Origin of the sequence: Streptomyces sp. NPDC127595, from assembly GCF_042671685.1 — a bacterium.
Classification (GTDB): domain Bacteria; phylum Actinomycetota; class Actinomycetes; order Streptomycetales; family Streptomycetaceae; genus Streptomyces.
In genome coordinates, this window is record NZ_JBHXWK010000002.1 from 518,460 (window position 1) to 541,421 (window position 22,962).

At 72.1% G+C, this 22,962-nt stretch carries 25 protein-coding genes and 1 pseudogene; 15 read left to right on the plus strand and 11 right to left on the minus strand.

The window, feature by feature from the left end:
* The first annotated feature begins 156 nt into the window (after nt 1-156).
* Both ACFVKT_RS08855 and ACFVKT_RS08860 read left to right on the plus strand, forming a co-directional pair.
* Nucleotides 157-1,077 (plus strand): NADP-dependent oxidoreductase, encoded by a 921-nt coding sequence (locus tag ACFVKT_RS08855; RefSeq protein ID WP_385729080.1) that lies wholly within the window; start codon nt 157-159, stop codon nt 1,075-1,077.
* The gene (locus ACFVKT_RS08860; RefSeq protein ID WP_385729082.1) at nt 1,074-1,766 is read left to right on the plus strand and encodes a GNAT family N-acetyltransferase; all 693 of its coding nucleotides are present in this window, start codon (nt 1,074-1,076) and stop codon (nt 1,764-1,766) included. Before ACFVKT_RS08855 ends, ACFVKT_RS08860 begins: the two co-directional genes overlap by 4 nt.
* Here ACFVKT_RS08860 and ACFVKT_RS08865 read toward each other — a convergent pair whose 3' ends face one another.
* Complete coding sequence (locus tag ACFVKT_RS08865) at nt 1,767-2,255, minus strand: MarR family winged helix-turn-helix transcriptional regulator (RefSeq protein ID WP_385729084.1); 489 nt, start codon at nt 2,253-2,255, stop codon at nt 1,767-1,769. It lies immediately after the preceding gene.
* Between the two features lie 274 nt (nt 2,256-2,529).
* Here ACFVKT_RS08865 and ACFVKT_RS08870 point away from each other — a divergent pair, with 274 nt between their 5' ends.
* The 3 genes from ACFVKT_RS08870 (at nt 2,530) to ACFVKT_RS08880 (ending at nt 6,013) form a co-directional block, all read left to right on the plus strand.
* Nucleotides 2,530-3,303: a putative protein N(5)-glutamine methyltransferase gene (locus ACFVKT_RS08870; protein ID WP_385729086.1), complete on the plus strand. Its 774-nt coding sequence runs from the start codon at nt 2,530-2,532 to the stop codon at nt 3,301-3,303.
* A gap of 118 nt (nt 3,304-3,421) precedes the next feature.
* The gene (locus tag ACFVKT_RS08875) at nt 3,422-5,437 is read left to right on the plus strand and encodes an FAD-dependent oxidoreductase (RefSeq protein ID WP_385729088.1); all 2,016 of its coding nucleotides are present in this window, start codon (nt 3,422-3,424) and stop codon (nt 5,435-5,437) included.
* Between the two features lie 30 nt (nt 5,438-5,467).
* Nucleotides 5,468-6,013 (plus strand): PadR family transcriptional regulator, encoded by a 546-nt coding sequence (locus tag ACFVKT_RS08880; RefSeq protein ID WP_385729090.1) that lies wholly within the window; start codon nt 5,468-5,470, stop codon nt 6,011-6,013.
* A 57-nt stretch (nt 6,014-6,070) separates the two neighbouring features.
* Here the strand turns inward: ACFVKT_RS08880 and ACFVKT_RS08885 are convergent, their stop codons facing one another.
* On the minus strand, nt 6,071-6,604 hold the full coding sequence (locus ACFVKT_RS08885; RefSeq protein WP_385729092.1) for a hypothetical protein: 534 nt from the start codon (nt 6,602-6,604) through the stop codon (nt 6,071-6,073).
* Between the two features lie 199 nt (nt 6,605-6,803).
* Nucleotides 6,804-7,787, minus strand: a complete 984-nt coding sequence (locus tag ACFVKT_RS08890) for a fibronectin type III domain-containing protein (RefSeq protein WP_385729094.1) — start codon at nt 7,785-7,787, stop codon at nt 6,804-6,806.
* Nucleotides 7,788-8,192: 405 nt separating this feature from the next.
* Between ACFVKT_RS08890 and ACFVKT_RS08895 the strand changes: the two genes are divergently transcribed.
* Nucleotides 8,193-8,894, plus strand: coding sequence for a glycoside hydrolase family 75 protein (locus ACFVKT_RS08895; RefSeq protein ID WP_385729096.1), 702 nt, complete (start codon nt 8,193-8,195; stop codon nt 8,892-8,894).
* A 16-nt stretch (nt 8,895-8,910) separates the two neighbouring features.
* Here ACFVKT_RS08895 and ACFVKT_RS08900 read toward each other — a convergent pair whose 3' ends face one another.
* The 3 genes from ACFVKT_RS08900 to dhaK all read right to left on the minus strand — a co-directional run bounded on the left by ACFVKT_RS08900 (nt 8,911) and on the right by dhaK (nt 10,991).
* Nucleotides 8,911-9,345 (minus strand): PTS-dependent dihydroxyacetone kinase phosphotransferase subunit DhaM, encoded by a 435-nt coding sequence (locus ACFVKT_RS08900; protein WP_385729098.1) that lies wholly within the window; start codon nt 9,343-9,345, stop codon nt 8,911-8,913.
* Nucleotides 9,338-9,937: a dihydroxyacetone kinase subunit DhaL gene (gene dhaL, locus ACFVKT_RS08905; protein ID WP_385729100.1), complete on the minus strand. Its 600-nt coding sequence runs from the start codon at nt 9,935-9,937 to the stop codon at nt 9,338-9,340. The genes ACFVKT_RS08900 and dhaL overlap by 8 nt, the downstream gene beginning before the upstream one ends.
* Before the next feature lie 61 nt (nt 9,938-9,998).
* On the minus strand, nt 9,999-10,991 hold the full coding sequence (dhaK, locus tag ACFVKT_RS08910; protein ID WP_385729102.1) for a dihydroxyacetone kinase subunit DhaK: 993 nt from the start codon (nt 10,989-10,991) through the stop codon (nt 9,999-10,001).
* A gap of 871 nt (nt 10,992-11,862) precedes the next feature.
* Here dhaK and ACFVKT_RS08915 point away from each other — a divergent pair.
* Nucleotides 11,863-12,057, plus strand: a complete 195-nt coding sequence (locus ACFVKT_RS08915; protein ID WP_385729929.1) for a M48 family metalloprotease — start codon at nt 11,863-11,865, stop codon at nt 12,055-12,057.
* 44 nt (nt 12,058-12,101) lie between these two features.
* Here ACFVKT_RS08915 and ACFVKT_RS08920 read toward each other — a convergent pair whose 3' ends face one another.
* Both ACFVKT_RS08920 and ACFVKT_RS08925 read right to left on the minus strand, forming a co-directional pair.
* Nucleotides 12,102-12,839: a polysaccharide deacetylase family protein gene (locus ACFVKT_RS08920; protein WP_385729104.1), complete on the minus strand. Its 738-nt coding sequence runs from the start codon at nt 12,837-12,839 to the stop codon at nt 12,102-12,104.
* Nucleotides 12,836-14,233, minus strand: a complete 1,398-nt coding sequence (locus ACFVKT_RS08925; RefSeq protein ID WP_385729106.1) for a glycosyltransferase — start codon at nt 14,231-14,233, stop codon at nt 12,836-12,838. Before ACFVKT_RS08925 ends, ACFVKT_RS08920 begins: the two co-directional genes overlap by 4 nt.
* Before the next feature lie 166 nt (nt 14,234-14,399).
* Here ACFVKT_RS08925 and ACFVKT_RS08930 point away from each other — a divergent pair, with 166 nt between their 5' ends.
* Together ACFVKT_RS08930 and ACFVKT_RS08935 are read left to right on the plus strand one after the other, a co-directional pair.
* Nucleotides 14,400-14,813, plus strand: coding sequence for a BlaI/MecI/CopY family transcriptional regulator (locus ACFVKT_RS08930; protein ID WP_385729108.1), 414 nt, complete (start codon nt 14,400-14,402; stop codon nt 14,811-14,813).
* Nucleotides 14,814-14,817: 4 nt separating this feature from the next.
* A complete protein-coding gene (locus tag ACFVKT_RS08935) occupies nt 14,818-15,825 on the plus strand; it encodes a M48 family metalloprotease (RefSeq protein ID WP_385729110.1) in 1,008 nt (335 codons plus the stop codon).
* 345 nt (nt 15,826-16,170) lie between these two features.
* Here the strand turns inward: ACFVKT_RS08935 and ACFVKT_RS08940 are convergent, their stop codons facing one another.
* A complete protein-coding gene (locus ACFVKT_RS08940; RefSeq protein WP_385729112.1) occupies nt 16,171-17,244 on the minus strand; it encodes an AbrB family transcriptional regulator in 1,074 nt (357 codons plus the stop codon).
* A gap of 400 nt (nt 17,245-17,644) precedes the next feature.
* Here ACFVKT_RS08940 and ACFVKT_RS08945 point away from each other — a divergent pair, with 400 nt between their 5' ends.
* Nucleotides 17,645-18,322, plus strand: a complete 678-nt coding sequence (locus ACFVKT_RS08945) for a response regulator transcription factor (RefSeq protein WP_385729931.1) — start codon at nt 17,645-17,647, stop codon at nt 18,320-18,322.
* Complete coding sequence (locus ACFVKT_RS08950) at nt 18,319-19,788, plus strand: sensor histidine kinase (RefSeq protein ID WP_385729113.1); 1,470 nt, start codon at nt 18,319-18,321, stop codon at nt 19,786-19,788. The genes ACFVKT_RS08945 and ACFVKT_RS08950 overlap by 4 nt, the downstream gene beginning before the upstream one ends.
* Before the next feature lie 98 nt (nt 19,789-19,886).
* On the opposite strand, the gene ACFVKT_RS08955 is transcribed toward ACFVKT_RS08950, so the two are convergent.
* Nucleotides 19,887-20,267, minus strand: a complete 381-nt coding sequence (locus tag ACFVKT_RS08955; protein ID WP_385729976.1) for a hypothetical protein — start codon at nt 20,265-20,267, stop codon at nt 19,887-19,889.
* Here ACFVKT_RS08955 and ACFVKT_RS08960 point away from each other — a divergent pair.
* The 4 genes and pseudogenes from ACFVKT_RS08960 to ACFVKT_RS08975 form a co-directional block, all read left to right on the plus strand.
* Nucleotides 20,178-20,411: pseudogene (locus ACFVKT_RS08960) on the plus strand (ATP-binding protein); the annotation flags it as partial. The gene ACFVKT_RS08955 and the pseudogene ACFVKT_RS08960 sit on opposite strands and share 90 nt — an antisense overlap.
* Nucleotides 20,408-20,596, plus strand: coding sequence for a hypothetical protein (locus ACFVKT_RS08965; RefSeq protein ID WP_385729115.1), 189 nt, complete (start codon nt 20,408-20,410; stop codon nt 20,594-20,596). The pseudogene ACFVKT_RS08960 and the gene ACFVKT_RS08965, both read left to right, overlap by 4 nt.
* A 216-nt stretch (nt 20,597-20,812) precedes the next feature.
* On the plus strand, nt 20,813-21,235 hold the full coding sequence (locus ACFVKT_RS08970) for a PPOX class F420-dependent oxidoreductase (RefSeq protein WP_385729117.1): 423 nt from the start codon (nt 20,813-20,815) through the stop codon (nt 21,233-21,235).
* 61 nt (nt 21,236-21,296) lie between these two features.
* Nucleotides 21,297-22,187: an NAD(P)-dependent oxidoreductase gene (locus ACFVKT_RS08975; RefSeq protein WP_385729119.1), complete on the plus strand. Its 891-nt coding sequence runs from the start codon at nt 21,297-21,299 to the stop codon at nt 22,185-22,187.
* Nucleotides 22,188-22,253: 66 nt separating this feature from the next.
* Here the strand turns inward: ACFVKT_RS08975 and ACFVKT_RS08980 are convergent, their stop codons facing one another.
* Complete coding sequence (locus tag ACFVKT_RS08980; RefSeq protein WP_385729121.1) at nt 22,254-22,949, minus strand: type 1 glutamine amidotransferase domain-containing protein; 696 nt, start codon at nt 22,947-22,949, stop codon at nt 22,254-22,256.
* Nucleotides 22,950-22,962 lie beyond the last annotated feature (13 nt).

The following is a 22,962-nucleotide window of genomic DNA, read 5'->3' on the forward strand; positions in this document are numbered from 1 at the left end:
CTCCCGATCATTGCGGACATATGAACTCTGCCGGGCCCGGGAATAGCCGCGCCGTGATCTTCCTTGCTGCTATTGCCGATGCCGGTGGCCCCGCCTGCTGCGGCAGGTGACAGTGGTCCCGGCAGCCGGTGACAGCGAAGGAGAGTGAGGGAGCAGATGCCCAAGGCGTACGTCTTCACACGGTACGGCGGTCCGGAGGCCGAGGCCCTGGTGGACCTGGACCGGCCGACGCCGGGCCCCGGGCAGGTACTCGTCGCGGTCCGCGCGGCGGGCGTCAACCCCGTCGACTGGAAGCAGCGGACCGGCTACGGCCCCGGTGGCGGCGCGGCGCGCGAGCTCCCCGCGGTGTTCGGCAACGAGGTCGCGGGGGTCGTCGAGGAGGTCGGCGCGGACGTGACCGGCTTCGCCGTGGGGGACGAGGTCTTCGGCAACCCGGTGACCGGCGGATACGCCGAGTACACCCTGCTGCCCGTGACCGTCACCGCGCACAAGCCCACCGAGCTGGCGTACACGGACGCCGCGGCCCTGCCCGTCGCGGCGGCGACCGCGTACGACGGGATCAAGCAGCTCGCGCTGCCCGCGGGCGCGACCCTGCTGATCACCGGTGCGGGCGGCGGTGTCGGTGTCGCGGCCACGCAGATCGCGCGCGCCCTCGGGGTGCGGGTCATCGGCGTCGCGAGCGACGGCAAGAAGGACTTCGTCGAGTCGCTCGGCGCCGTGCACGTCCCCTCGGGGCCGGGTCTGGCGGAGCGCCTGCGCGGGGCTGCGCCGGACGGCGTGGACGGCGTCTTCGACCTCGTCGGGGGCGAGGTCCAGGAAGCCGCGGCGTCGCTGCTCACCGACCCCGCGAAGCTGATCACCGGCGCCGACCGGCAGACCGCCGCACGGCTCGGCGGCGCGCCCGTCGAACGGGCCCGCAACGCCGCCGTGCTCGACGAGGTGGCGAAGCTCGTGGTCGACGGCAAGCTGAAGCCCTTCATCACACAGACCTTCCCGCTCGACCGCGCCGGCGAGGCGCTGCGCACGGTCGAGGAAGGACACGCGCGCGGCAAGATCGTGATCGAGGTCGGCGCATGAGCGCGCACCCCCTGGACAATCCGGCGCTCGCCGCGCTGACCGGCCCGCACGCCCACTTCGCGGAACGCCGCGGCCGTGTCCTGCGCTACCCCGTCGACGTATCGCCGTGGTTGGCCCTCCCCGACGACCCCGGCGCCGAGGACTGGGCTGACCTCGCCGCCCTGGTCGGCCCCGGCGGCGACGCACCGCTGGCCGGCTACACCGGGCAGACCCCGGACGGCTGGGAGGTGACCTTCAGCCTGGAGGGCGTTCAGCTGGTGGACGACGGGCTTGCCGCGGCGCCGGATCCGGAAGCGGTACGGCTCGGCCCCGCCGACGTACCCGAGATGCTGGACCTGGTGGAGCGGACCCGGCCCGGCCCCTTCCTGCCGCGCACCGTCGAGCTCGGCACCTACCTCGGGATACGCCGGAACGGCGCCCTGATAGCCATGGCGGGGGAGCGGCTGCACCCGCCGGGCTGGACCGAGATCAGCGCGGTCTGCACCGACCCGGCCTTCCGCGGCGAGGGCCTGGCCACCCGGCTGATCCTGGCCGTCGCGCACGGCATCCGCGAACGCGGCGAGACCCCGTTCCTGCACACCGCGGCGACCAACACCAACGCCATCCGCCTCTACGAGTCCCTTGGCTTCCAACTCCGGCGCAAGACACGCTTCTCGGCAGCACGCGTGCCGGAGCACGCCGATGCCTGACTAGTCAGGCGCGGACGAGCCACTGACCGGCTCGTCCGGCGGCGCCGCGTTGTACCGCAGCAGATACGAGGCGAAACGCGCGAGATCCTCCTCGGGCCAGCCGGCGAGCCGGTCACGGAACGCCACCCGGCGGCTTGCGGTCACCTGGGCGAGGATCTCCGTGCCCAGGTCCGTCAGATGCAGCACCTGGACGCGGTGGTCCTCCGGGTCGATCCGCCGCCCGATGAGCCCGGACCGCTCCAGCGCGGCCACCTGCCGGCTCACCGTGGACTTGTCCAGCGCGTAGTGCGCCGCGAGTTCGGTGGCACTGCAGCCGCCGCGCTCCTCCAGATGGCCCAGCAGGGTGTACGACACCAGCGACAGCTCGGGGTGCATACGGCCGGCGTTCGCCCTGGCCCGCCGGGCGAAGGCGGTCATCTCGCGCTGGATGGTCTCGACGGCCGTCTCGGCGGTGACAACACTCTCGTCGGGCTCTTCGGCCACCTTCATGGAAACTCCCTCGCGCTACTGGTTGCACAGTACAACCTGACCGCTGGGAGCGCCCTGGCTGAGGAAAGGCGGCGGAGCCGGTCGCCGTCCGGCCGACCCTGTTAGTGTTTGCCGCGTCGGCTGCGGATCACCCCAGCCAAGGAGTTGCCCAGGAGGTGAGACCCATTACCGCTAGGTCAGGTCGGGTGCTCTCACCTCAAGGCAAGGCGGCTCACCGCCCGTAGGCGGTCGCCGCGAGAGCGCCCTTCGGCTCACCGAAAGGCCCTCGGCTTCCATGCCCCCAGTTTTCGATTCCGTTGTCGCCCAACTCCGCTCCGCCGGCTGTGTCTTCGCCGAGGACGAGGCGGAGCTGATCCTCTCCACCGCGGGTACTCCGGACGACATCGCCGCCATGGTGGACCGGCGCGTCGCCGGACTTCCCCTTGAACACGTCCTCGGCTGGGCCGGGTTCCACGGTCTGCGTATCGCCGTGGAACCGGGCGTCTTCGTGCCCCGCCGCCGCACCGAGTTCCTCGTCGACCAGGCGGTCGCCCTCGCACGCGGCGCGTCCCTCGTCGTGGACCTGTGCTGCGGCTCCGGCGCGGTGGGCGCCGCCCTGGCCGCCTCCCTCGGCGGCCCCGAACTGCACGCCGCCGACATCGACCCGGCCGCCGTGCGCTGCGCCCGCCGCAATGTCGCGCCCTTCGCCGGACACGTCCACGAGGGCGACCTCTTCGCGGCGCTGCCCGACACCCTGCGCGGCCGCATCGACGTCCTGGCCGCCAACGTGCCCTACGTCCCCACCGGCGAGGTCGGTCTGCTGCCCGCGGAGGCCCGCGACCACGAACCCCTCGTCGCCCTCGACGGCGGCTCCGACGGACTCGACGTCCTGCGCCGCGTCGCCGCCGAGGCCCCCCAATGGCTGGCCCCCGGCGGCTGCCTCCTCGTCGAGACGAGTGAACGCCAGGCGCCCCGGGCCGTCGAGGCCTTCACCCGCAGCGGCCTGACCGGCCGGCTGGCCGTCTCCGACGAGCTGTACGCCAACGTCGTGATAGGCACCAGGAGCTAGGACCCATCGGGTTTCCGGCGCCCGGAAGAAGTGAGCCACGGCATTGTGCAACTAGTTGCATAAGATGCGCTCCGTCGTCTACAACAGACACACGACACCGCGCACGGAGGGCTGCCCGATGAGCCGTTACCCGCACTTGCTGACCCCGCTCGACCTGGGCTTCACCACACTGCCCAACCGCGTGCTCATGGGCTCCATGCACGTGGGCCTGGAGGAGGCCGAGCGGGGCTTCGAGCGGATGGCGGAGTTCTACGCCACCCGGGCCCGCGGCGGTGTCGGCCTCATCGTCACCGGCGGCATCGCGCCCAACGAGGCGGGACGGCCGTACGAGGGCGGCGCCAAGCTGACCACCGACGCGGAGGCCGGACAGCACGCGGAGATCACCGCGGCGGTGCACCGCGAGGGCGGCAGGATCGCCCTGCAGATCCTGCACTTCGGGCGGTACGCCTACCACCAGGACCTGGTCGCGCCGAGCGCGCTCCAGGCGCCGATCAGCCCCTTCGTCCCACGTGCGCTCACCGACACCGAGGTCGAGCAGACCATCGACGACTACGTGCGGGCGGCCCGGCTGGCGCGGCAGGCCGGCTATGACGGCGTCGAGATCATGGGCTCCGAGGGCTACCTGATCAACGAGTTCATCGCCGCGCAGACCAACAAACGCGAGGACCGCTGGGGCGGCTCGTACGAGAACCGCACGCGCTTCCCGCTGGAGATCGTCCGGCGGGTGCGTGAGGCGGTCGGCGAGGACTTCATCATCATCTACCGCCTGTCGATGCTGGACCTGGTGCCGGGCGGCTCCTCCCTGGCGGAGGTCATCACGCTCGCCCGGGCCGTCGAGGCCGCCGGAGCGACGATCATCAACACCGGCATCGGCTGGCACGAGGCCCGTATCCCCACCATCGCGACCTCGGTGCCGCGCGGGGCGTACGCCTGGGTGACCAAGAAGGTCATGGGTGCCGTCTCGATCCCCCTTGTCACCACCAACCGCATCAACACCCCTGAGCTCGCCGAGCAGTTGCTCGCCGACGGCCACGCCGACATGGTGTCGCTGGCCCGGCCGATGCTCGCCGACCCCGACTTCGTCGCCAAGGCTCAGGCGGGCCGGCCCGAGGCCATCAACACCTGCATCGGCTGCAACCAGGCCTGCCTGGACCACACCTTCAGCGGAAAGATCACCTCCTGCCTGGTGAACCCGCGTGCCTGTCACGAGACGGAACTCGTCCTCTCACCGACCAGGCTGCGCAAGCGAGTTGCCGTGGTCGGCGCGGGTCCCGCCGGACTCGCCTGCGCTGTCTCCGCGGCCGAGCGCGGCCACGACGTCACGCTGTTCGACGCCGCGCCGGAGATCGGCGGCCAGCTCAACGTGGCCCGCAAGGTCCCCGGCAAGCAGGAGTTCGACGAGACGATCCGCTACTTCCGTACCCAGCTCGAACTGCACGGCGTGGACGTGCGGTTGAACACCCGCGTCACCGCCGAGGACGTCTCCGGCCACGACGAGGTCGTCGTCGCGACAGGCGTCAGCCCCCGCACCCCGGAGATCCCCGGCGTCGACCACCCCAGCGTCGTCAGCTACTTGGACGTGCTGCGCGACGGCGCCCCGGTCGGCGGCCGTGTCGCGATCCTCGGCGCCGGCGGCATCGGCTTCGACGTCGCCGAGTACCTGACCGACAGCGGCGACAAGACGAGCGAGGACCCGGCGGCGTACTTCCGCAACTGGGGCGTCGACATGGACTACCGGCTCCCCGGCGGCCTCGGCGCCCCCGAGCGGCCCGCCCCGCCGCGCACCGTCCACCTTCTCCAGCGCAAGGCCTCCAAGGTCGGCGCCGGACTCGGCAGGACCACCGGCTGGATCCACCGCGCCGAACTCAAGCACCGTGGCGTCACCATGGTCCCGGGCGTCCGGTACGACCGGATCGACGACGCCGGACTGCACGTCACCGTCGAGGGGCACAGCCAGGTCCTGGACGTCGACACGATCGTGCTCTGCACCGGGCAGGACCCGCGCCGCGACCTGTACGAGGAACTGCTCGCCGCGGGCGGGAAGGTGCACCTCATCGGCGGCGCCGACGTGGCCGCCGAACTGGACGCCAAGCGTGCCATCAAGCAGGGTACGGAGCTCGCGGCGGCGCTGTAGGGGCCTGCGCCCCGTCCTTAGGATGACCCCATGTCACTGCCGCACGCGATCCTCACGGCCCTGCTGGAGAGGCCGTCGTCGGGCCTCGAACTGACCCGGCGGTTCGACAAGTCGATCGGCTACTTCTGGTCGGCGACGCATCAGCAGATCTATCGCGAGCTGGGAAAACTGGAGGCCGAGGGCCAGATCCGCGCCCTGCCGTCCGAGCAGCCGGCCCGGGGACAGAAGAAGAGCTACGAGGTCCTGCCCGCGGGCCGCGCCGAACTCGCCCGCTGGACCGCCGCGTCCCAGGACCCGAAGCCCCTGCGCGACGTGATGCTGCTGCGGCTGCGCGCCTCGGCCGTCGTCGGCACCGCGGGCATCGAGGCGGACCTGCGTCGCCATCTCGGCCTGCATGAGCGGCAGTTGGCCGAGTATGAGGAGATCGAGACGCGCGATTTCCCGCCCGGCAAGGACAGCCCGCAGGACCGCCTGCGGCACCTCGTCCTGCGCGCCGGTATCGACCTGGAGACCTTCTGGACGCAGTGGCTGACCCATGCGCTGGAGGAGTTCGAGCAGTTGCCCGCGCAAGAGTAGGCGGCCGTCCCGCCGACCGGAGTCGGGTGGACGGCCGCCATGATGACGAACCCAGGATCAGAGCCGGTGCGGCTTGGCCCGGCGGCGCAGGAACCAGGCCCCCGCGATCGTGCCCGTGGCCACCAGCGCCGCGCCGCCCACCAGGGTGACGGCTCCGTAGTCCTTGGCCGCTCCGCCGAGACCTCCCATGACCCCGAGCGACGGCGTCGAGGAGACTCTGGGCGTCGAGGCGGCCGACACGACGATGGACTGGGTGCCCGCCGTCGTCCCGTCCTGGCAGACGACGATGACCGTGTAGGTGCCGGCACTCACACTCGACCAGGACGCCGCCTGACTGGTGCTCGTCCCGGTCAGGGCCACTTGTCGCCCCTGGGCGAAACTCCCCTGGCTACTGGTGAGCAGCGAGGCGTTGCCGAAGCTGCTGCCCTTGCTCGGGCAGGCGCTGGTCGTGACCGAAACCGTGGAACCGCTGGTGCTCACGGAGATCCCCGAACCCGCGGCGACGGCCGACGTGGCGGCCAGGGTGAGCGGAAGCGCAGCGGCGGCGGCCACGGTCAGGCCGGAGCGGAGAAGTATCTGAGTAGTACGCATAGGACTGCCCTCCAGCGGCACGGTTGGCGGTACATCCCATGCGCCGCCGAGGATTGGAAAGGCCCGTGCTGCCTCCAGGGAGAGCCAACGTGGCTTTGTCCCGGCCCGCATGCGGACGGGGACCGGGCAGGTGACGGATTCCATCGTCCGGCCGACGGCCGCGCACCGTGAGAACCGCGAGAAGGGACTGGGGCCGCGTCTACCCCTCGCTGCCCGTCGTCACCGTCCGCTCCGCCGAGTACCCGCCCCAGGTGCCGTCCGGCAGCTTCGCCCGGATCCGCACCCGGTGGGTCTCGCCGGCGTCCCGTCCCACATAGAAGCTGTACGTCGCCTTCTCGCTCGGCGGGGTGCCACCCCAGACGAGCGAGGTCGCGTCCTGCCCCTCGAGGTCGATCTGATACTCCGTGATCACCCCGTCCGCGTCCGGCGGAACCCACGACAGATCGAGGAAGTACGCCCCGTCAGTGAGGTGCGTGGTGGCGCGGAAGTCGGTCGGAGCGGTGCCCTTTCCGTCGTCCGAGCCGGGCGCGGTGGTGAGCCGGACGGCGCCGCTCGCGGGCGAGACGTTGTCCGCCGCGTCACGCGCCTTCACGGTGAAGGAGTAGCTGGTGCCGGGCCGCAGCCCGGTCACCACGGTCGCGGTCTGCGCGCCGCCCACACTGTGGATCTTCGAGCCGCCCTGATAGATGTCGTACGAGGCCACGCCACGGTTGTCCGTCGACTTCCCCCAGGACAGCTGTGCCGCTCCGCTCCCGACCGCCTTTCCGCTCGGACTGCCGGGGCGGGACGGAGCTTCGTCATCGGCCGCGACGGCTGCCGGTGTGGTGGCGCGGACCTGTTTGCTGGGCGGACCGGGATTCCCGTCGGTGTTCAGCGCGCGGACCGTGAAGACGTACGTCGTGGACGGCTTGAGCCTGGTGATGTCCACCATGTACTCCGCACCGGGTACTTCCTTGAGCTTCGTCATGCCGTGGTACACCACGTACCGGGAGACCTCGGGTTCGCCGGAGGCCCGGTTCCACATGACGTGCACGCTGGTGGCGCTGCCGGCCGCGGCGGTGACGCCCAGCGGTGCCGAGGGCAGCTTTCCGCCCTCGTTGTCGCTCTGTCCGCCCAGCCCACAGGACGTCAGGACGAGCAGCGAGCCGCAGATCAGCGTGTGGGGGACGCGTCGCACGGTCATGCCTTCCCTCGACGGGATTGGTCTGTACCTATAAGACACCGCTGACGCGATCACATCAAGAGGGTGGTGGCCGTTCGTCGGACCGGCGCAGGGTACGTATGCTGATTCTTGACGCGGCGCGAACTCGGCCCTTTCTCAGGGGAGTTCGTGTCCACGGCGCGGACCGCTGTCGTCGCTGTTCCCGCGCCGGCGAAGGCGGTCGAGTGGCCGGGGCCCACTGCGGCTCGGGCCCTCGGCCGCACACCGCCTCTCACGGAGGTTGCACACCGCCTGCCGCGGAAGCCGCGCACCGCCTCCCGCGACGGTTGTGCTCCGTCCGGACCCCTCCCAGTGGACGGACCGTCAGATACGCACCAGATTTGGGCGAGTGACCGTCAATGTCCCCCCAGGAGAGGGTCTCTCATCGTGCGTGTCCAGTCGCTGACGCTGGCCGTGGCAGGCGTCGCCCTGCTCGCTCCTGCCCCCGCCTCCGCGGCGCTTCCCGCCGCCGCCCGCCTCAGCGCTCCCGCGGCCGTGCGTGAGGGGGACGTCCAGGCCGCCGATCTGCTCGCGAAGCTACGCGGCTGCGCCCAGATCTCGAACGGGCGCTACCGCAGCGACGACGGCGCCCGCGCGAACATCCCCGTCTGCGGAAAACAGGGCGCGGTGTTCTGGAAGGCGGACATGGACATCGACTGCGACGGCCGCCCGGGCCCGCGCTGCAACAGCCGTACCGACCCGCTCTTCTCCGACGCCACGGCCTACCAGCAGTCCGACGGACGCCAGCTCGCCGCCGAGACCCTCCCGTACATCGTCGTCCCCGGCGTCAGCAGCATCTGGAACCACCGGGACCACGACGTCCGCGCCGGTTCGGTGGCCGCCGTGATCTACCGGGACCGCGTCCAGTACGCGGTCGTCGGCGACATCGGACCGCGCCACATCATCGGCGAGGCCTCGTACGCCACCGCCAAGGCCCTCGGTATCCGCCCCGACCCGATCGGGGGCGGGACGGACGCCGGGGTCACCTACCTGGTGTTCAAGGACTCCCGCGTCTCGCCCATCGAGAGCCACCGGGCGGCGGTGACGCTGGGGGAGAGCCTGGCGCGCAAGTTCCTCGACGAGAACTGAGCCGGCGGGGCCGACGTCATTGCTTGCGGTACGAGTACGCCTCCGCCGCGGCCGCCTCCACCGCGGCGAGGTCCGCGCCTGCCGAGGCCGTGACGACCGCGGCCACCGCGCCCTCGACGAAGGGCGCGTCCACCAGGCGCGTGTCCTCGGGGAGCTCGTCGCCCTCGGCGAGCAGGGCCTTCACGGTGAGGACCGCGCTGCCCAGGTCGGTGAGGACGGCGACCCCGGCGCCGCGGTCCACGGATGCGGCCGCGGCGGCGATCAGCTCGGCGCTCGTACCGAGGCCACCGTCCATCGTGCCGCCCGCCGGGGCGACCGGAGCCGTCGTGCCGCCGCCCGCCAGACCCCTCGCCAGCTCGGCGACCGAGGCGGCGACAGCCGCGCTGTGGGACACGAGGACGACGCCGACGAGCTGAGGGCCGGCGTCGGCGGAGCCCGTTGCGTCACTCATCCGCCGCCTCCTCCAGCGCGGCGATCAGCAGAGCCGAGGAGGTGGCGCCCGGATCCTGGTGCCCGATGCTGCGCTCGCCCAGATAGCTCGCCCTGCCCTTGCGGGCCTGTAGCGGGATCGTCGCGGCGGCGCCCTCCTCGGCGGCGGTCCTCGCCGCTGCGAAGGACTCGGCGAGCGCGTCGACGGCGGGCACCAGCGCGTCGATCATGGTCTTGTCGCCTGGCGCGGCTCCGCCGAGCGTCATCACCGCGTCCACGCCCGTGCGCAGCGCCCCGGCGAACTGTTCCTCGCTGACCTCGGCGGCGTCCCCGAGCGCCTTGCCGGTACGCCGCAGCAAGGTGCCGTACAACGGTCCCGACGCGCCCCCGACCGTCGAGATCAGCTGCCGTCCGGCGAGCGTGAGGACGGCGCCCGGTGTCTGCGGGGCCTCCTTCTCCAGCGTGGCCACCACGGCGGTGAACCCCCGCTTCAGATTGCTGCCGTGGTCGGCGTCGCCGATCGGTGAGTCGAGGGCGGTGAGCTGCTCCGCCTCGCGGTCCACGGACGCGGCGGTGGCCGTCATCCAACGGCGGAAGAAATCGGCGTCGAGCACGGAATCTCCTTGCGTGGTACGAACGTTGACCGAACCGGCGTGGGCGTCGGACGCGCGGGCGTCAGACTCCCCAGCGCAGGCCCGGTGTCTTCACCGGCGCGTTCCACAGCCGCAGCAGCTCCTCGTCGATCTGGCACAGGGTCACCGAGGCGCCCGCCATGTCGAGCGAGGTGACGTAGTTGCCCACGAGGGTGTGGGCCACGACGACCCCGCGCTCGGTCAGCACCCGCTGCACCTCCGCGTTGAAGCCGTACAGCTCAAGGAGCGGGGTGGCGCCCATGCCGTTGACCAGGACCAGCACGGGATTGCGCGGATCGAGGTCCTCCAGGACGGCGTTCACCGAGAAGTCGGCGATCTCCCGCGAGGTCATCATCGCGCGGCGCTCCCGGCCCGGCTCGCCGTGGATGCCGACGCCCAGCTCCAGCTCCCCGGCCGGCAGGTCGAAGGTGGGGCTCCCCTTGGCCGGGGTGGTGCAGGCGCTGAGGGCGACGCCGAAGCTCCGGGAGTTCTCGTTGACCTGGCGGGCCAGCGCCTCGACCCGCTCCAGCGGTGCGCCCTCCTCGGCGGCGGCGCCCGCGATCTTCTCCACGTACAGCGTCGCGCCCGTGCCGCGCCGCCCGGCCGTGTAGAGGCTGTCGGTGACGGCCACGTCGTCATTGACGAGGACCTTGGCGATCCGGATGCCCTCGTCCTCGGCGAGCTCGGCCGCCATGTCGAAGTTGAGCACGTCGCCCGTGTAGTTCTTCACGATGAACAGCACGCCGGCACCGCTGTCCACGGCGGCCGCGGCCCGCAGCATCTGGTCCGGCACCGGCGACGTGAAAACCTCGCCGGGACACGCCGCCGACAGCATTCCGGGACCCACGAAACCGCCGTGCAGCGGCTCGTGCCCCGATCCGCCGCCGGAGACGAGGCCCACCCGTCCGGCCACCGGAGCGTCCCGCCGTACGATCACCCGGTTCTCCACGTCCACCGTCAGCTCCGGATGCGCGGCCGCCATACCCCGCAGGGCATCCGCGACCACGGTCTCCGCCACGTTGATGAGCATCTTCATGGGTGCCTCCTGGTGAGATGGGCAGCCGCGCCTCTGACCGTTGTCTTTCCTGGTCAGCGTGCATGCGGCTGGTTTTTGATCTTGGCGGTCCGTAGCGGCTGGAAGCGGAGTCCGGTGGGGCTGATGCTGACCGAATGCCGCCTTTCGTGACGGGGTGTCGGGTGCTGATGTCATGCACGCGGTCGAGCCGCGCGGTCCACTCCTTTCCTTGAAGTATCGGCGTTCAGGGTGTGGTGGTCACCTGTAGCGACACCCTTGGGTCCATGGGGGGAGGGATCGGATCGAGACGGTCGACGCCGGGGCGCTGACACCGGGCCCTCGCCCGCTGGACGGCTGTTGCGGGCGTTGGGGTCGTCCTATGCGACGAATCGTGCGCAGGTGAGATGCCGAGTGGCGTGGGTGACCTGACGAACGGAAGCCTTTCCGGTACAGGACGCTCCCAGCTCCCAGCCCGGCCGCCCGAGCGCATGCACACCGAACTAGACCGGGAGGCGGTCCCGGCCGGCTCGTCGCCCAGCTCAACCCCGGCGGCGAGTAGCTCCTGCGCCGACTGCTGGAAGGTGACGAGCGATGACCGTCCTCCTGCTCGTACCCCTGATTCAGCCCTTTCGCGCGCCCGCACCTGGCACCCCCCCCACCCCGCCGTGGGTCCTCACCGCATCGGCCCCGGTCGCGGTCCTGGCGGGAGTCCGCGTAGCCGCATGCGGCGCCCTGGTCGTGACCGAACTGCTCAAGCTGCCACCCTCGGCCTGGCGCCAGGCCGCGCTCTCCGCACCCCCGCACACTGGCCGACCGCCGCCCCGCAGCCGATGACCTGTGTGTCGTCGACTCGCCCCCGGACGCGTACGCCTGGGCCCGACGACTTCACGGCATCGTCGTCACCACCGCGACGTTGCGCAGCCGGGGACCCGCCGAGCGTGAGGCCCTCTTCGCCCATGAACGGGCGCACAACCGGGCCGGCCACCACTACTTCCGGACCGCGGCCAGGACTCGCCGTCCGCTGCCACCCCGCCCAGGACGGCATCCGGCTCGCCGCCGAGCAGGCCGCCGCCACCGCTGTCGGTGACGGTGACGGTGCGCGACCGGCAGGAGATTGTCGACCGCGATAAGTCAGGCCGGCCGGGGCCATCCGTGGTCGAGCAACCGGCCTACCTCGTAGCCCCGTTGCTCACAGGTGTCGAGGATGCGGGGGAGTGCGCCCAGGGCCGAGCGCCAGGCGGCCGGGGCGGACGTGCAGTCGGAGTCGTGGAGCAGGATGGTGCCGCCGCCGTTCAGGTCGGATGTGACGGTGCGGTGGACGGACGCCGGTGTGGCGCGGGCGGTCCAGTCCTCGCCCCAGCAGGTCCACAGGACGGGGGTGAGACGGAGGCGGTTGGCTGCGAGGTGGGCGGCGGTCGACATGACGCCGTACGGGGGCCGGAACAAGGTGGGCCGCACTCCGGTGATGTCGGCGACGGTGTCTCGGGCGCGCGCGAGGTCGTCGTACGTGGCGCGTGGGCCGCGTAGCAGCAGCGGGCGGTGCAGCCAGCCGTGGATGGCGATTTCGTGCCCTGCCGCGGCGATCTCGCGGACCAGGCCGGGCGAGCGGTGCGCCTCGCGGCCCAGCAGGAAGAAGGTCGCCCGGGTTCGGCGCGCGGCGAGGAGGCGCAGGAAGTGCGGGGTGGACAGCGGGTCGGGTCCGTCGTCGAAGGTCAGGGCGATGTGGTCCGGGCGGCCCAGGCCCGAGAGGCGGGGCATGGTGCGGTTGCGCAGCGGCCCGAAGGTGGAGACGGCGGGTGCGCAATGGGCCGCCGCGAGGGCGGGCAGGGCGGCGAGAGCGGCTGTACGGAGCAACCGTGCGGCGGTCACGAGTGATGGCCCGCGGTGTGGGAGGGGAGAGCCGGGGGCGGGTCGTCCGGGTCGAGAGTGTGCCCGATGGCGTGGATCATGCCGGGGCCGTCGTACGCGGTGGCGATCCCCGTGCCCACGGCGCAGGCCCACACCGCGCATGCCACGGCGGCGGTGGCGAGGAGTCTGCGCGCCGCGCGGCGCCGTCGTCGCACGGTGGGCCGGGCGGGCAGCGGAGGCGGCCCTGCGTGGTGAACGCGTGCTATCTCCGCGGCGGGTCCGCCGTCGGACCCGGCGGTGAAGAGGGCGAGGCCGACCGTGCGTTGGCTCAGTCCGAGCGAGCCGTCGATCAGCTCGCACAGCACGGACTTGAGGCCGGCCGGGTCACGGATCCAGACGGCCGCACCGGCCTCCTCCAGGGCGGCGGCGTTGGTCAGACCGTGGCCGGGTATGCACCGGTAGCTCGCCACGGGCAGACCGGTGGCGAATGCCTCGAGGGAGCTGAGCCCGCCGGCGTTCTGGACCAGCACATCGGCGGCGTGCATCAGGGCGGGCATGTCCTCGACCCAGCCATAGGCGTGTTCGATGCCGTCCGCTCGGAGCCGCTCGGCCAGCGCCTCGTTCCGTCCGCAGACGACCACGGGGACGGCGGCGCCGCAGTCGCGCAGTTCCAGGGCGACCTGCCGGACGGGGCCCACCCCCCAGGAGCCGGCCACGAGCAGTGCCAGCGGAGCGTTCTCCGGCAGCCCGAAGCGTGTCCGGGCCGCGTCGCGCTCCCGCACGCTGCCGGGACGGAACCGCGGATCCACCACCGGGCCCCCCACCCTGACGTTCCGCGCTCCGGCGGCCCGTGCCTGGGCGGCGGGCACGGCGTGTGCGGCGAGGTGGACGTCGACACCGTCGGCCACCCACAGCGGGTGCACGGAGAAGTCGGTGAGATACGTGAGGACGGGCGCGGCCAGCCGCCCGCGCAGCCGCAGACTGCCCAGGACACGGCTGGCCCCCGGGTACGTGGAGACGACCGCACCGGTGTCGGGGTGCAGGGCGGCCAGCATGCGTTCCTCGGCGGTGCGCAGCAGGGCTCCGGCCAACGGCCCGCCACCGCCCGCGCGTTCCGTACTGCGGTAGACCCGCTGGTAGGCCCAGGGGGCCTGGACGAGCATGCGGTGGTAGCCGTCACGGACGAGCCGTCCCAGCCGGGCCGGCAGCAGGTCCAGCAGGTCGAACCGGTCCACGACGAGGCCGTGGGCCGTGAGCCGGCGGGCCAGTTCGGCGGCCGCGCCGTCGTGTCCGGCACCGATGCTCGCCGAGACGATCGCGACGCGTTCGACCCGTGCCGTGGCCTGCCCCGCATCGGGGTGCAGGGCGGCGGCCGCCAGGGCACGTGGATGTGCCGGACTTCCGAGGTGGGACATGGGCTCGTTCCTCCGCAGGTGGAGTGGGCGGCCAGACTCTACAACATGTAGTAGGTAAACTCGTACAAGATGTAGTAGTTCCCGTGATGGAGATTCTCCCGGCGTCCTACATGCCGTAGTAGGTCCGCCGGTAGGCTGGGGTGCCGAACGGGAAGGCGGGTGAACGATGGGTGACCGGACGAGCGGCGAAAGCGGCGGGGCGACCGGCAGAAGGGCACGCGGGGAACTGGAGAGCGGTGTCCTCGCCGCCCTGTGGGCCGCGCACGAGCCGCTGACCGCACGACAGGTCCTGGAGCGGCTGACCGGAGACCTCGCCTACACGACGGTGCTGACGATCCTGTCGCGCCTGCACGACAAGGGCATGCTCGTACGGCATCCGGCCGGTCGCGGATACGCGTACGCGCCCGTCCGGGACGAGGCGTCCGACACCGCCGTACGGATGCACGGCCTGCTGGAGCGCGGCTCGGACCGGGAGGCGGTGCTCACCCGCTTCGTCAACGAACTCTCCCAACAGGACGAGCAGTTGCTGCACCGCCTGCTGGGCGAGCAGGGCGCCGGACGCGGCGACGACGGGCCGTGAACCGGTGACGATCAGTGTCTACATCCCCCTCCTGGTCACCGTGGTCCTCGCGATGCTCGCCCCCCGGGCGGCCCCGCGGCCGGCACCACGGCCCGCGGCCTGGTCCCTGGCGTGCGCGGCGCTCGTGACGGCGACCGGCTGGCTCGGCTCACTGGCCCTGCTGGCCTTCACCGGGTTCGCGCAGATCCCCGAGGTCGCCGAGGAGGGCCACTGGTCGGTGGCCGCTCTGCGCACGCAGGACCCGGTCTCCCTGGCCGTCGCGGTCGTCAGCGCCCTGACCTTGACGGCGGGGCTCGTATCGCTGGGTGTGGCCGCCGTCCGGCAGGGCCGGCACGTTCTGTGGGCCCGCCGTGAATGCCACCGGGTGCCCGGGGACACCGAACTCGTGGTGCTCGACGACGAGGTCCCGCAGGCGTTCGCGCTTCCAGGCGCCTCCGGACGGATCGTGGTGTCCCGGGGGATGCTGCGCTGCCTCGGTGACGCGGAGCGCGAGGCACTCCTGGCGCACGAACGGGCCCATCTGCGAAGCCGGCACCACCTTTTCCAGGCCGTGTGGAGACTCACCGCGGCCGTCAACCCACTGCTGCGACCGCTGGCCGAGGCAGGCGGGTTCGTACTGGAGCGCTGGGCCGACGAGGAGGCCGCGGCCCACGTGGGAAGCCGTACGGTCGTGGCCCGCGCGGTCGGTCGGGCGGCCCTTGCCTCCGCCGGCGCGGGGCGCCCCGCTGCCCTTGCCGCGACCGGTGGCGCGGTGCCCCAGCGAGTGCAGGCCCTGCTGGCACCGCCTCCCGCACGCCGCGCCCTGCCCTTCGTGGCGGGCGCCCTTCTGCTGACCCTGTGCTGCGCCAGCCTGGCCAACGCCGCGTCGGACAGCGAGAGCCTGGTCGACAGCGCGGAGCGGGCCCAATGCGCCACGGACGCCGGGGCGTCGGGCGCGGGGCATCCGGCGCTGCGGCCGGACACCTGCTGCGACCACCGCGGGGGCGACGGAGCCGGGGGGCACCGCGGGTAGCCGCGTGGGGGTGCTCCGGAGCTGCGGGCTCTGCTGGTGTGGGTGGTTGCTTGGGAGTTGCGGGGTCTGTCGCTGCGGGTGGCCGCTCGGTGGCGAGGGCGCCTGCCGTGTCAGGCGGCCGCTTGGGAGCTGCGGGGCCCGCCGGTGCGGGCGGCCGCCTGGCGGCTACGGTGCCCGCCTCCCCGGCTGGCCTTTCGGCGGCTACGGCGCTTGCCTCCCCGGCTGGCCTTTTGGCGGCTACGGCGCCTGCCTCCCCGGCTGGCCTTTTGGCGACTACGGCGCCTGCCTCCCCGGCCGTCCTCTCGGCGGCTACGGCGCCCGCCTCCCCCGCCGTCCTCTCGGCGACTACGGCGCCCGCCGCCTCGGCCGGGCCCTCGGCACCACCAGCCGGATGACCCATGGCATGGCCAGGACGACGATCAGCAGCCGCAGGCTCTGCACGGTGGAGACCAGTGCCACATCGGCGTGGGAGGTGACCGCCGTGGCCAGGACCGCGTTGATGCCACCCGGGGTGGTCGCGAGATAGGCGTCGACCACGGGTGAACCGGTGGCTTTCGCGAACACCCAGGCCATCCCCGCGCAGCCGAGGCAGATGGCCGCCGTCGCCACCAGGAGCGACGGCAGCAGCGAGCGGACACGTACGACAGTCGTGCGGGTGAAACGGAGCCCCACGTCCAGGCCCACCAGGACGAAGACACCGTTCTGGAGGACCCCCGTCGGCGCGAAGCCCGGCAGGAGCCCGCTCATCGTCGCTGCGAGCGCCACCAGCATGGGGCCGATGAGCACCGGCGTCGGCAGACGAAGCCGGCGACCCGCATAGGCGCCGCACACCGCCACGAGCGCGAGGACGACCAGGCCCGCGTCCTGGTCCGAGCCGACGACCAGTGGCAGCAGCGGCCCGACCGGGTTCCCGCCGCCCGCCGCCGTGGCCCCCGCGTCCGCCGGGGCCGACGCCAGCCAGTGGGCGACGAGCGGGGCGGTGGACGCCACCAGCCCCACCCGCAGGTACTGCGTGAAGGCGACGAGCCGGACGTCGGCTCCCAGCTCGTCGGCGCAGGTGACGATCGCCGCCGAGCCACCGGGCGCCATCCCGAGAACCGCACTGGGACGGGTGATCCGGCCACGCCGGGCCAGGCACCAGGCGACCGCCACACTCAGGAAGACGGTGGCCACGGTCACCGCGGTCAGGGGCAGTGCCAACGGCGCCGCCGCTGCCAGCGCGGCCGGTGTCAGATAACTGCCCATCAGCGCCCCGGCCACCGCCTGGGACGAGCGGTTCGCGGCCTCCGGCAACCGGTCCCTGACCGCACCCGACAGGCTCAGGGCGGCGCCCACCAGCAGGGCCGCCAACAGGAACGGGGAAGGAAGACCCAAGGCCGAGGCGGTGGCGCCCGCCAGGTAGCCGGCTAAGACGATCACGGCCCAGCGACCTGCCGACGTCCGGGCTGCGGCTCCTCCTGCCGGGGTCCCGAGCCCGGTGGCCGGCGGTGCGGAAGGCCCTGACGGATCGTGCTCCCGCCGTTCTCGCTGCTGGACCGGGTGAGGAGTCGTCTGGACCGTATGAGGAGTCGGCTGGACCGAATGGGGAATCGTCCGGACCGGATGAGGAGTCATGTCGGCGCCTCTCGTGGGGGGAAAGGACGCTGTCCGCACGATCGACCGCTGTACGGACGCGCTGTCGGCAACTGTGCCCGGGGGTGCCTGTGCTGCTGCTGAGAGCACCTGAGAGGCAGCTGAGAGCCCTCCGGCCGGCCCTCTAGACTCAGGACCGGTGCATCGGGTGACCGCGTGGAGCCCGGCCGAGCAGGAGGAGTCGCCGGTGCGCGTGCTGGTGGTCGAGGACGAACCGCACATCGCCGGCGCGGTCGAACGGGTGCTGCGCGCCGAGGGATTCGGTGTCGACGTCGCCGAGGACGGTAAGAAGGGTCTGCTGCTCGCCCGGCGCAACGAATACGCCGTCATCGTCCTGGACCTCATGCTCCCGCTGCGGAACGGCTATGACGTGTGCCGCTCGCTGCGCGCGGCCGAGATCACCACACCGGTGCTGGTCCTCACGGCCAAGGACGGCGAGTACGACGAGGCGGACGCGCTGGACCTGGGCGCCGACGACTACCTCACCAAACCGTTCTCGTTCGTCGTCCTCCTCGCCCGGATCCGCGCGCTGCTGCGCCGCACCGCTCCGCAGCGGCTGCCCGTCCTGACCGCGGGCGACCTGTGGCTGGACCCCGGCGCACACCGGTGCGGCCGGGGTGAGAAGGAACTGCCGCTGACGCCGCGGGAGTTCGGTCTGCTGGAGTACCTCCTGCGGCACGCCGACACCGTGGCGAGCAAGAGCGAGCTGCTCGCGGAGGTGTGGGACGCCTGGTTCGAGGGGGATCCGAACATCGTCGAGGTCTACATCGGCTACCTGCGCAGAAAGGTCGACGTCCCCTTCGGCCGCTCCGCCATCGAGACGGTGCGCGGGGTCGGCTACCGCCTGGACGGGAGGGGTGGATGACGGCCCTTCAGGCACGGTACCGGCCGGCCCTCGGCCGGATCCGTGCGCGGCTTCCGCGAGGATCGGCGGCGTTCGGGAAACTGACCCTTCGGTTGCGCGTGGTCCTCGTCGCCACCGCGATCGTCGCCGCCTCCCTCGGACTGGCGGGTGTCGGGCTGCTCCTCTGGCTCGAACACTCCATGGTGAGCGGGCTCGACACGACGGCACGGCAGCACGTCGACGACGTGGTCTCGCTCGTCGAGCGGGACCGGCTCCACACCATCATTCCGTCGAACGGCGCGGACGTGGACGTGACGGAGGTCCTCGACTCCTCGGGCCGCATGCTGGCCAGTTCCTACGTCGGCAGCGACCCCTCGGTGGCCGGGCACTTCCCGAACCCGCTGCCCGCACCCCTGCGCGCGGGACACGCGATGACGCTGGAGGACCTGAGGATCGGGGACGGCGGCGACTTCCGGGTCGCCGTCCGGACGGCGAGCCTGCGGGGCGAGGACGTCACCGTCATCGCCGCCGTGTCACTCGGTCAGGCGGAGCGCACCGAACACACACTGACGATGGGTCTGGTGATCGGCTGCCCGGCGCTCATCGTGCTGGTGGCCTGGACGGTGTGGCACACAGCGGGACGTACGCTGCGGCCGGTGGAGACGCTGCGACGCCACGCCATGGACATCAGCGACACGGATCTGCACCGCCGCCTGGGTCTGCCGGCGTCCCGTGACGAGATCCACGCCCTAGCGGTCACCCTCAACGAAATGCTGGCGCGCCTGGAGGCGGCGTCCGTGACGCAGCGTCGGTTCGTCGCCGACGCCGCCCATGAACTGCGCAGTCCGCTGACCGCGATCCGGGCCCAGTTGGAGGTTCTGGTCCACTATCCGGATCCGGAACGGGACCGCCCGGTCACCGCGGCGCTGCTGGACGACGTCGAGCGACTACACGACCTGGTGGAAGGGCTGCTCGCCCTGGCCCGCAGCGAGAATCCCGCACCGCGCTGGTCCCACGACGTCGTGGACCTGGACGAGGTGGTGCTGGGAGAGGTCAGACGCCGGCGCGCGCTGACCGGTGCCGGTATCGACGCGAGTTCGGTGTCCGCCGGGCGGGTCCGCGGTGATGCCGACGCCCTGCGCCGTGTGGTGGTCAACCTGCTCGACAACGCCCGTCGGCACGCCGCCGGCCGGATCCGGATCGAGCTGGGCCGCCGGGAGGGGGAGATCGAGCTGACGGTCAGTGACGACGGGGCGGGTATCCCGGCCGCCGACCGGGAGCGGGTTTTCGAACGCTTCACGCGGCTGGACGAGGCCCGTTCCCGCGACACCGGTGGTTCCGGGCTCGGGCTCGCCATCGTCAGCCATGTAGTGGTGCACCACGGCGGATCCGTCACCGCACACGCGGACCCTCCCCCGGGCGAGGGTGGCCTCGGGGGCGCGAGGATCCGTGTCCTGCTGCCCTCGGCAGAGGACTGCAGCGGCTGACCACCGCCACGGGCCGCGTCCGTCCGTCGCGTCCGTCGGCCCTGCCGCCACGGTCGGTCGGCTCCGCACGGCGTCAGCCTTGGTGGTGGTGAGCGTCTTCATGGGTGCCTCCAGCTGCCGGGTTCCGAGGGCGGGATGGAGGAGGACGCGGGGGAGGTGGGGGAGGAAGGGGAGGAGTCCGGCGACGGGCCGCCCGTTCCGCTGGGCTCGGCGTCCGCCTTCTCGCTGTTCTCGGCACCGCCCGCCGTGTCACTCGGTTTCGCGGGCCGGTCCGGGGCCGGCCGGGAGGGTGGTGCGGCGGCCGCGGCGGGTCCGTCGTCGCTTCCGGAGGCGCCGGACGGTGTCCAGTTCACGGCCAGGGCGGCGGCGGTGGTGAACACGACGAGCGCGACCGCTTCTACAAGTCGGACAGCGCCCGGACAAGAACGGAGGGCAGCGGCCTCGGACTCTCGATCACGGCCGAGAACGTTCGTCTGCACGGTGGCACGGTCCGGGCGACGAACCGGGTGGAGGGCGGTGCCGCGTTCACCGTCGAGATCCCCCTGCAACGACCTCCGCACGGGCCTGTGCAACGGCCTCTCCGGCAGCCTCTGGAACGGCCCCGAGAGCAGCAGGAGTCATGAGACCTCCACGCCGGGTTTCCCGGACCGCGTTGCTGGTCACGACCGCCCTCCTGCTCTCCTCCTGCGACATCCCCAAGACCGGTGTGGTGGAGGTCGGAGAACCCGCCACCGGCATCCGGCGGTCCAGATCCCTCGACCCGGCGGCCGGCACCGACACGGCACCGACACGGCACCGACACGGGTGACCATCACGGTCCCCGACGCCTGGTCCGCCGAAGGCTCCAGCGAGACGTGCCCCTCCGCAACGGAAGCCGACTGACGACTTGACCCCTCGCCAACGTCCAGTGGGGCGGTGCGGAATCCCGCCCCGGGAATGTGGCAGCGTGGACGCGTGCTCGATGGATCAACCCCGGAGTTCCACCGCTACCGGGCCGCACGCCGGACGACGTAGAGGAGACCCCATGTCCAAGCCGCCGCTTCCCGAGGCCGCAGTCGCCATGCTGGGCAAGCCAAACCCAGCGGTCATCACGACGCTGCGGTCCGACGGGCAGCCGGTGTCGACGGCAACCTGGTACCTCTGGGACGACGGGCGGGTCCTGGTCAACATGGACGAGGGCCGCAAGCGGCTCGACCATCTGCGCAACGACCCCCGGGTCTCGCTGACGGTGCTCGACGAGGCCAACTGGTACACCCATGTGACGCTCATCGGACGCGTCGTCGAGATGCGCGACGACGAGGGACTGGCCGACATCGACCGGCTGTCCGTTCAGTACCTCGGCAAGCCGTACGCACAGCGCGACCGGGGTCGCGTCAGCGCGTGGATCGAGGTCGACCGCTGGCACGGCTGGGGCGGCCTGCGGGACAGCGATCAGGTGTCCGGCTAGCCACCGCCTCCCACAGACCAGGAAAGTTCCACCGCACCACATGGACAGGGAAGTTGATGACATGACCGACAAGCTCACCGTGAGTGTCCTGGGCACCGGAATCATGGGGGCCGCGATGGCCCGCAACATCGCCCGCGCCGGGCACACCGTCCGCGCCTGGAACCGCAGCCGGGACAAGGCCGAGCCGCTTGCCACCGACGGCGCGCACATCGCCGGCACGCCCGCCGAGGCGGTGGAGGGCGCCGACGTCGTCCTCACCATCCTGTACGACGGCCCCGCCGCCCTGGACGTGATGCGGCAGGCCGCTCCCGCGCTGCGCCCGGGCACCGCCTGGGTGCAGTCGACGACCGCCGGGATCGAGGCCATCGGCGAGCTGGCCGGCTTCGCCGGCGAGAAGGGGCTGGTCTTCTTCGACGCCCCGGTGCTCGGGACCAGGCAGCCGGCGGAGGCCGGCCAGTTGCTCGTCCTGGCCGCGGGCCCGAGCCAGCGCCGGGACGCCGTCACGCCCGTTTTCGAGGCGGTCGGCGCCCGCACGGTGTGGACCGGCGAGGACGGTGCGGCGGGCAGCGCCACCCGGCTCAAGCTCGTCGCCAACAGCTGGGTCGTCGCGGCCAACAACGCGGCCGGCGAGGTCCTGGCCCTGGCCAAGGCCCTCGGAGTGGACCCGCAGAGTTTCTTCGACGCCATTGCCGGCGGCCCGCTCGACATGGGCTATCTGCGTGCGAAGGCCGGGCTCATCTTGGAGGGCCGGCTGACTCCGGCCGCCTTCGCCGTGTCCACCGCCGCCAAGGACGCCCGGCTGATCGTCGAAGCCGCCGAGCAGAACGGTGTCCGCCTCGACCTCGCGGCCGCCGGCGCCGAACGCCTTGCCCGCGCAGCCGCCCAGGGACACGGCGACGAGGACATGGCAGCCGCCTACTTCGCCAGCTTCGACGAAGGGCGTGAGCCCTGACCTCGGACGGCGACAACTGGTGAGCCGTCGTACTCCTGGAGCCGGCCGCCGGCCGCCGCCCGTCGCTCAGGCCAGCTTCTTCAGCAGTTCGGCGGCGAGCGGGGCGGCGGAGGCCGGGTTCTGGCCGGTGACCAGATTGCGGTCGACGACCACGTACGGGGCCCACGGCTCGCCCTCCTGGAAGTCGACGCCCGCCTCCACGAGACGGTCCTGAAGCAGCCACTTGGCCTTGTCGGCGAAACCGGCCTGCGTCTCCTCGACGTTGGTGAAGCCGGTGATCCGATAGCCGGAGAACACGTTGGTGCCGTCCGGGCCGGTGGCCGCGAGCAGCGCCGCCGGGCCGTGGCACACCACACCGAGCGGCTTGCCCGAGGCCAGCGCGCGGGTGAGCAGCCGGCCGGACTCCTCGTCGACCGAGAGGTCCTCCATGGGGCCGTGACCGCCCGGGTAGATGACCGCGGCGTAGCCGTCCAGGTCCACTTCCTCCAGCTTGACGGGCTTCTGGAGCTCGTCGAACGACGCGAGGGCCGCCGCGACCCTGTCGGACCCCTCCTGCCCGCCGTTGAACTCGGGCGCCAGGCTCCCCTGATCCACCGTCGGCACGACACCGCGCGGTGTGGCGACGACCACCTCGTGGCCCGCGGCCTTGAACGCCTCATACGGAGCGACGACCTCCTCGGCCCAGAAGCCGGTCGGGTGCTGCGTGCCGTCGGCGAGCGTCCAGTGATCGACGCCGGTCAGTACGAACAGGATCTTCGACATGTGCGTTTCTCCG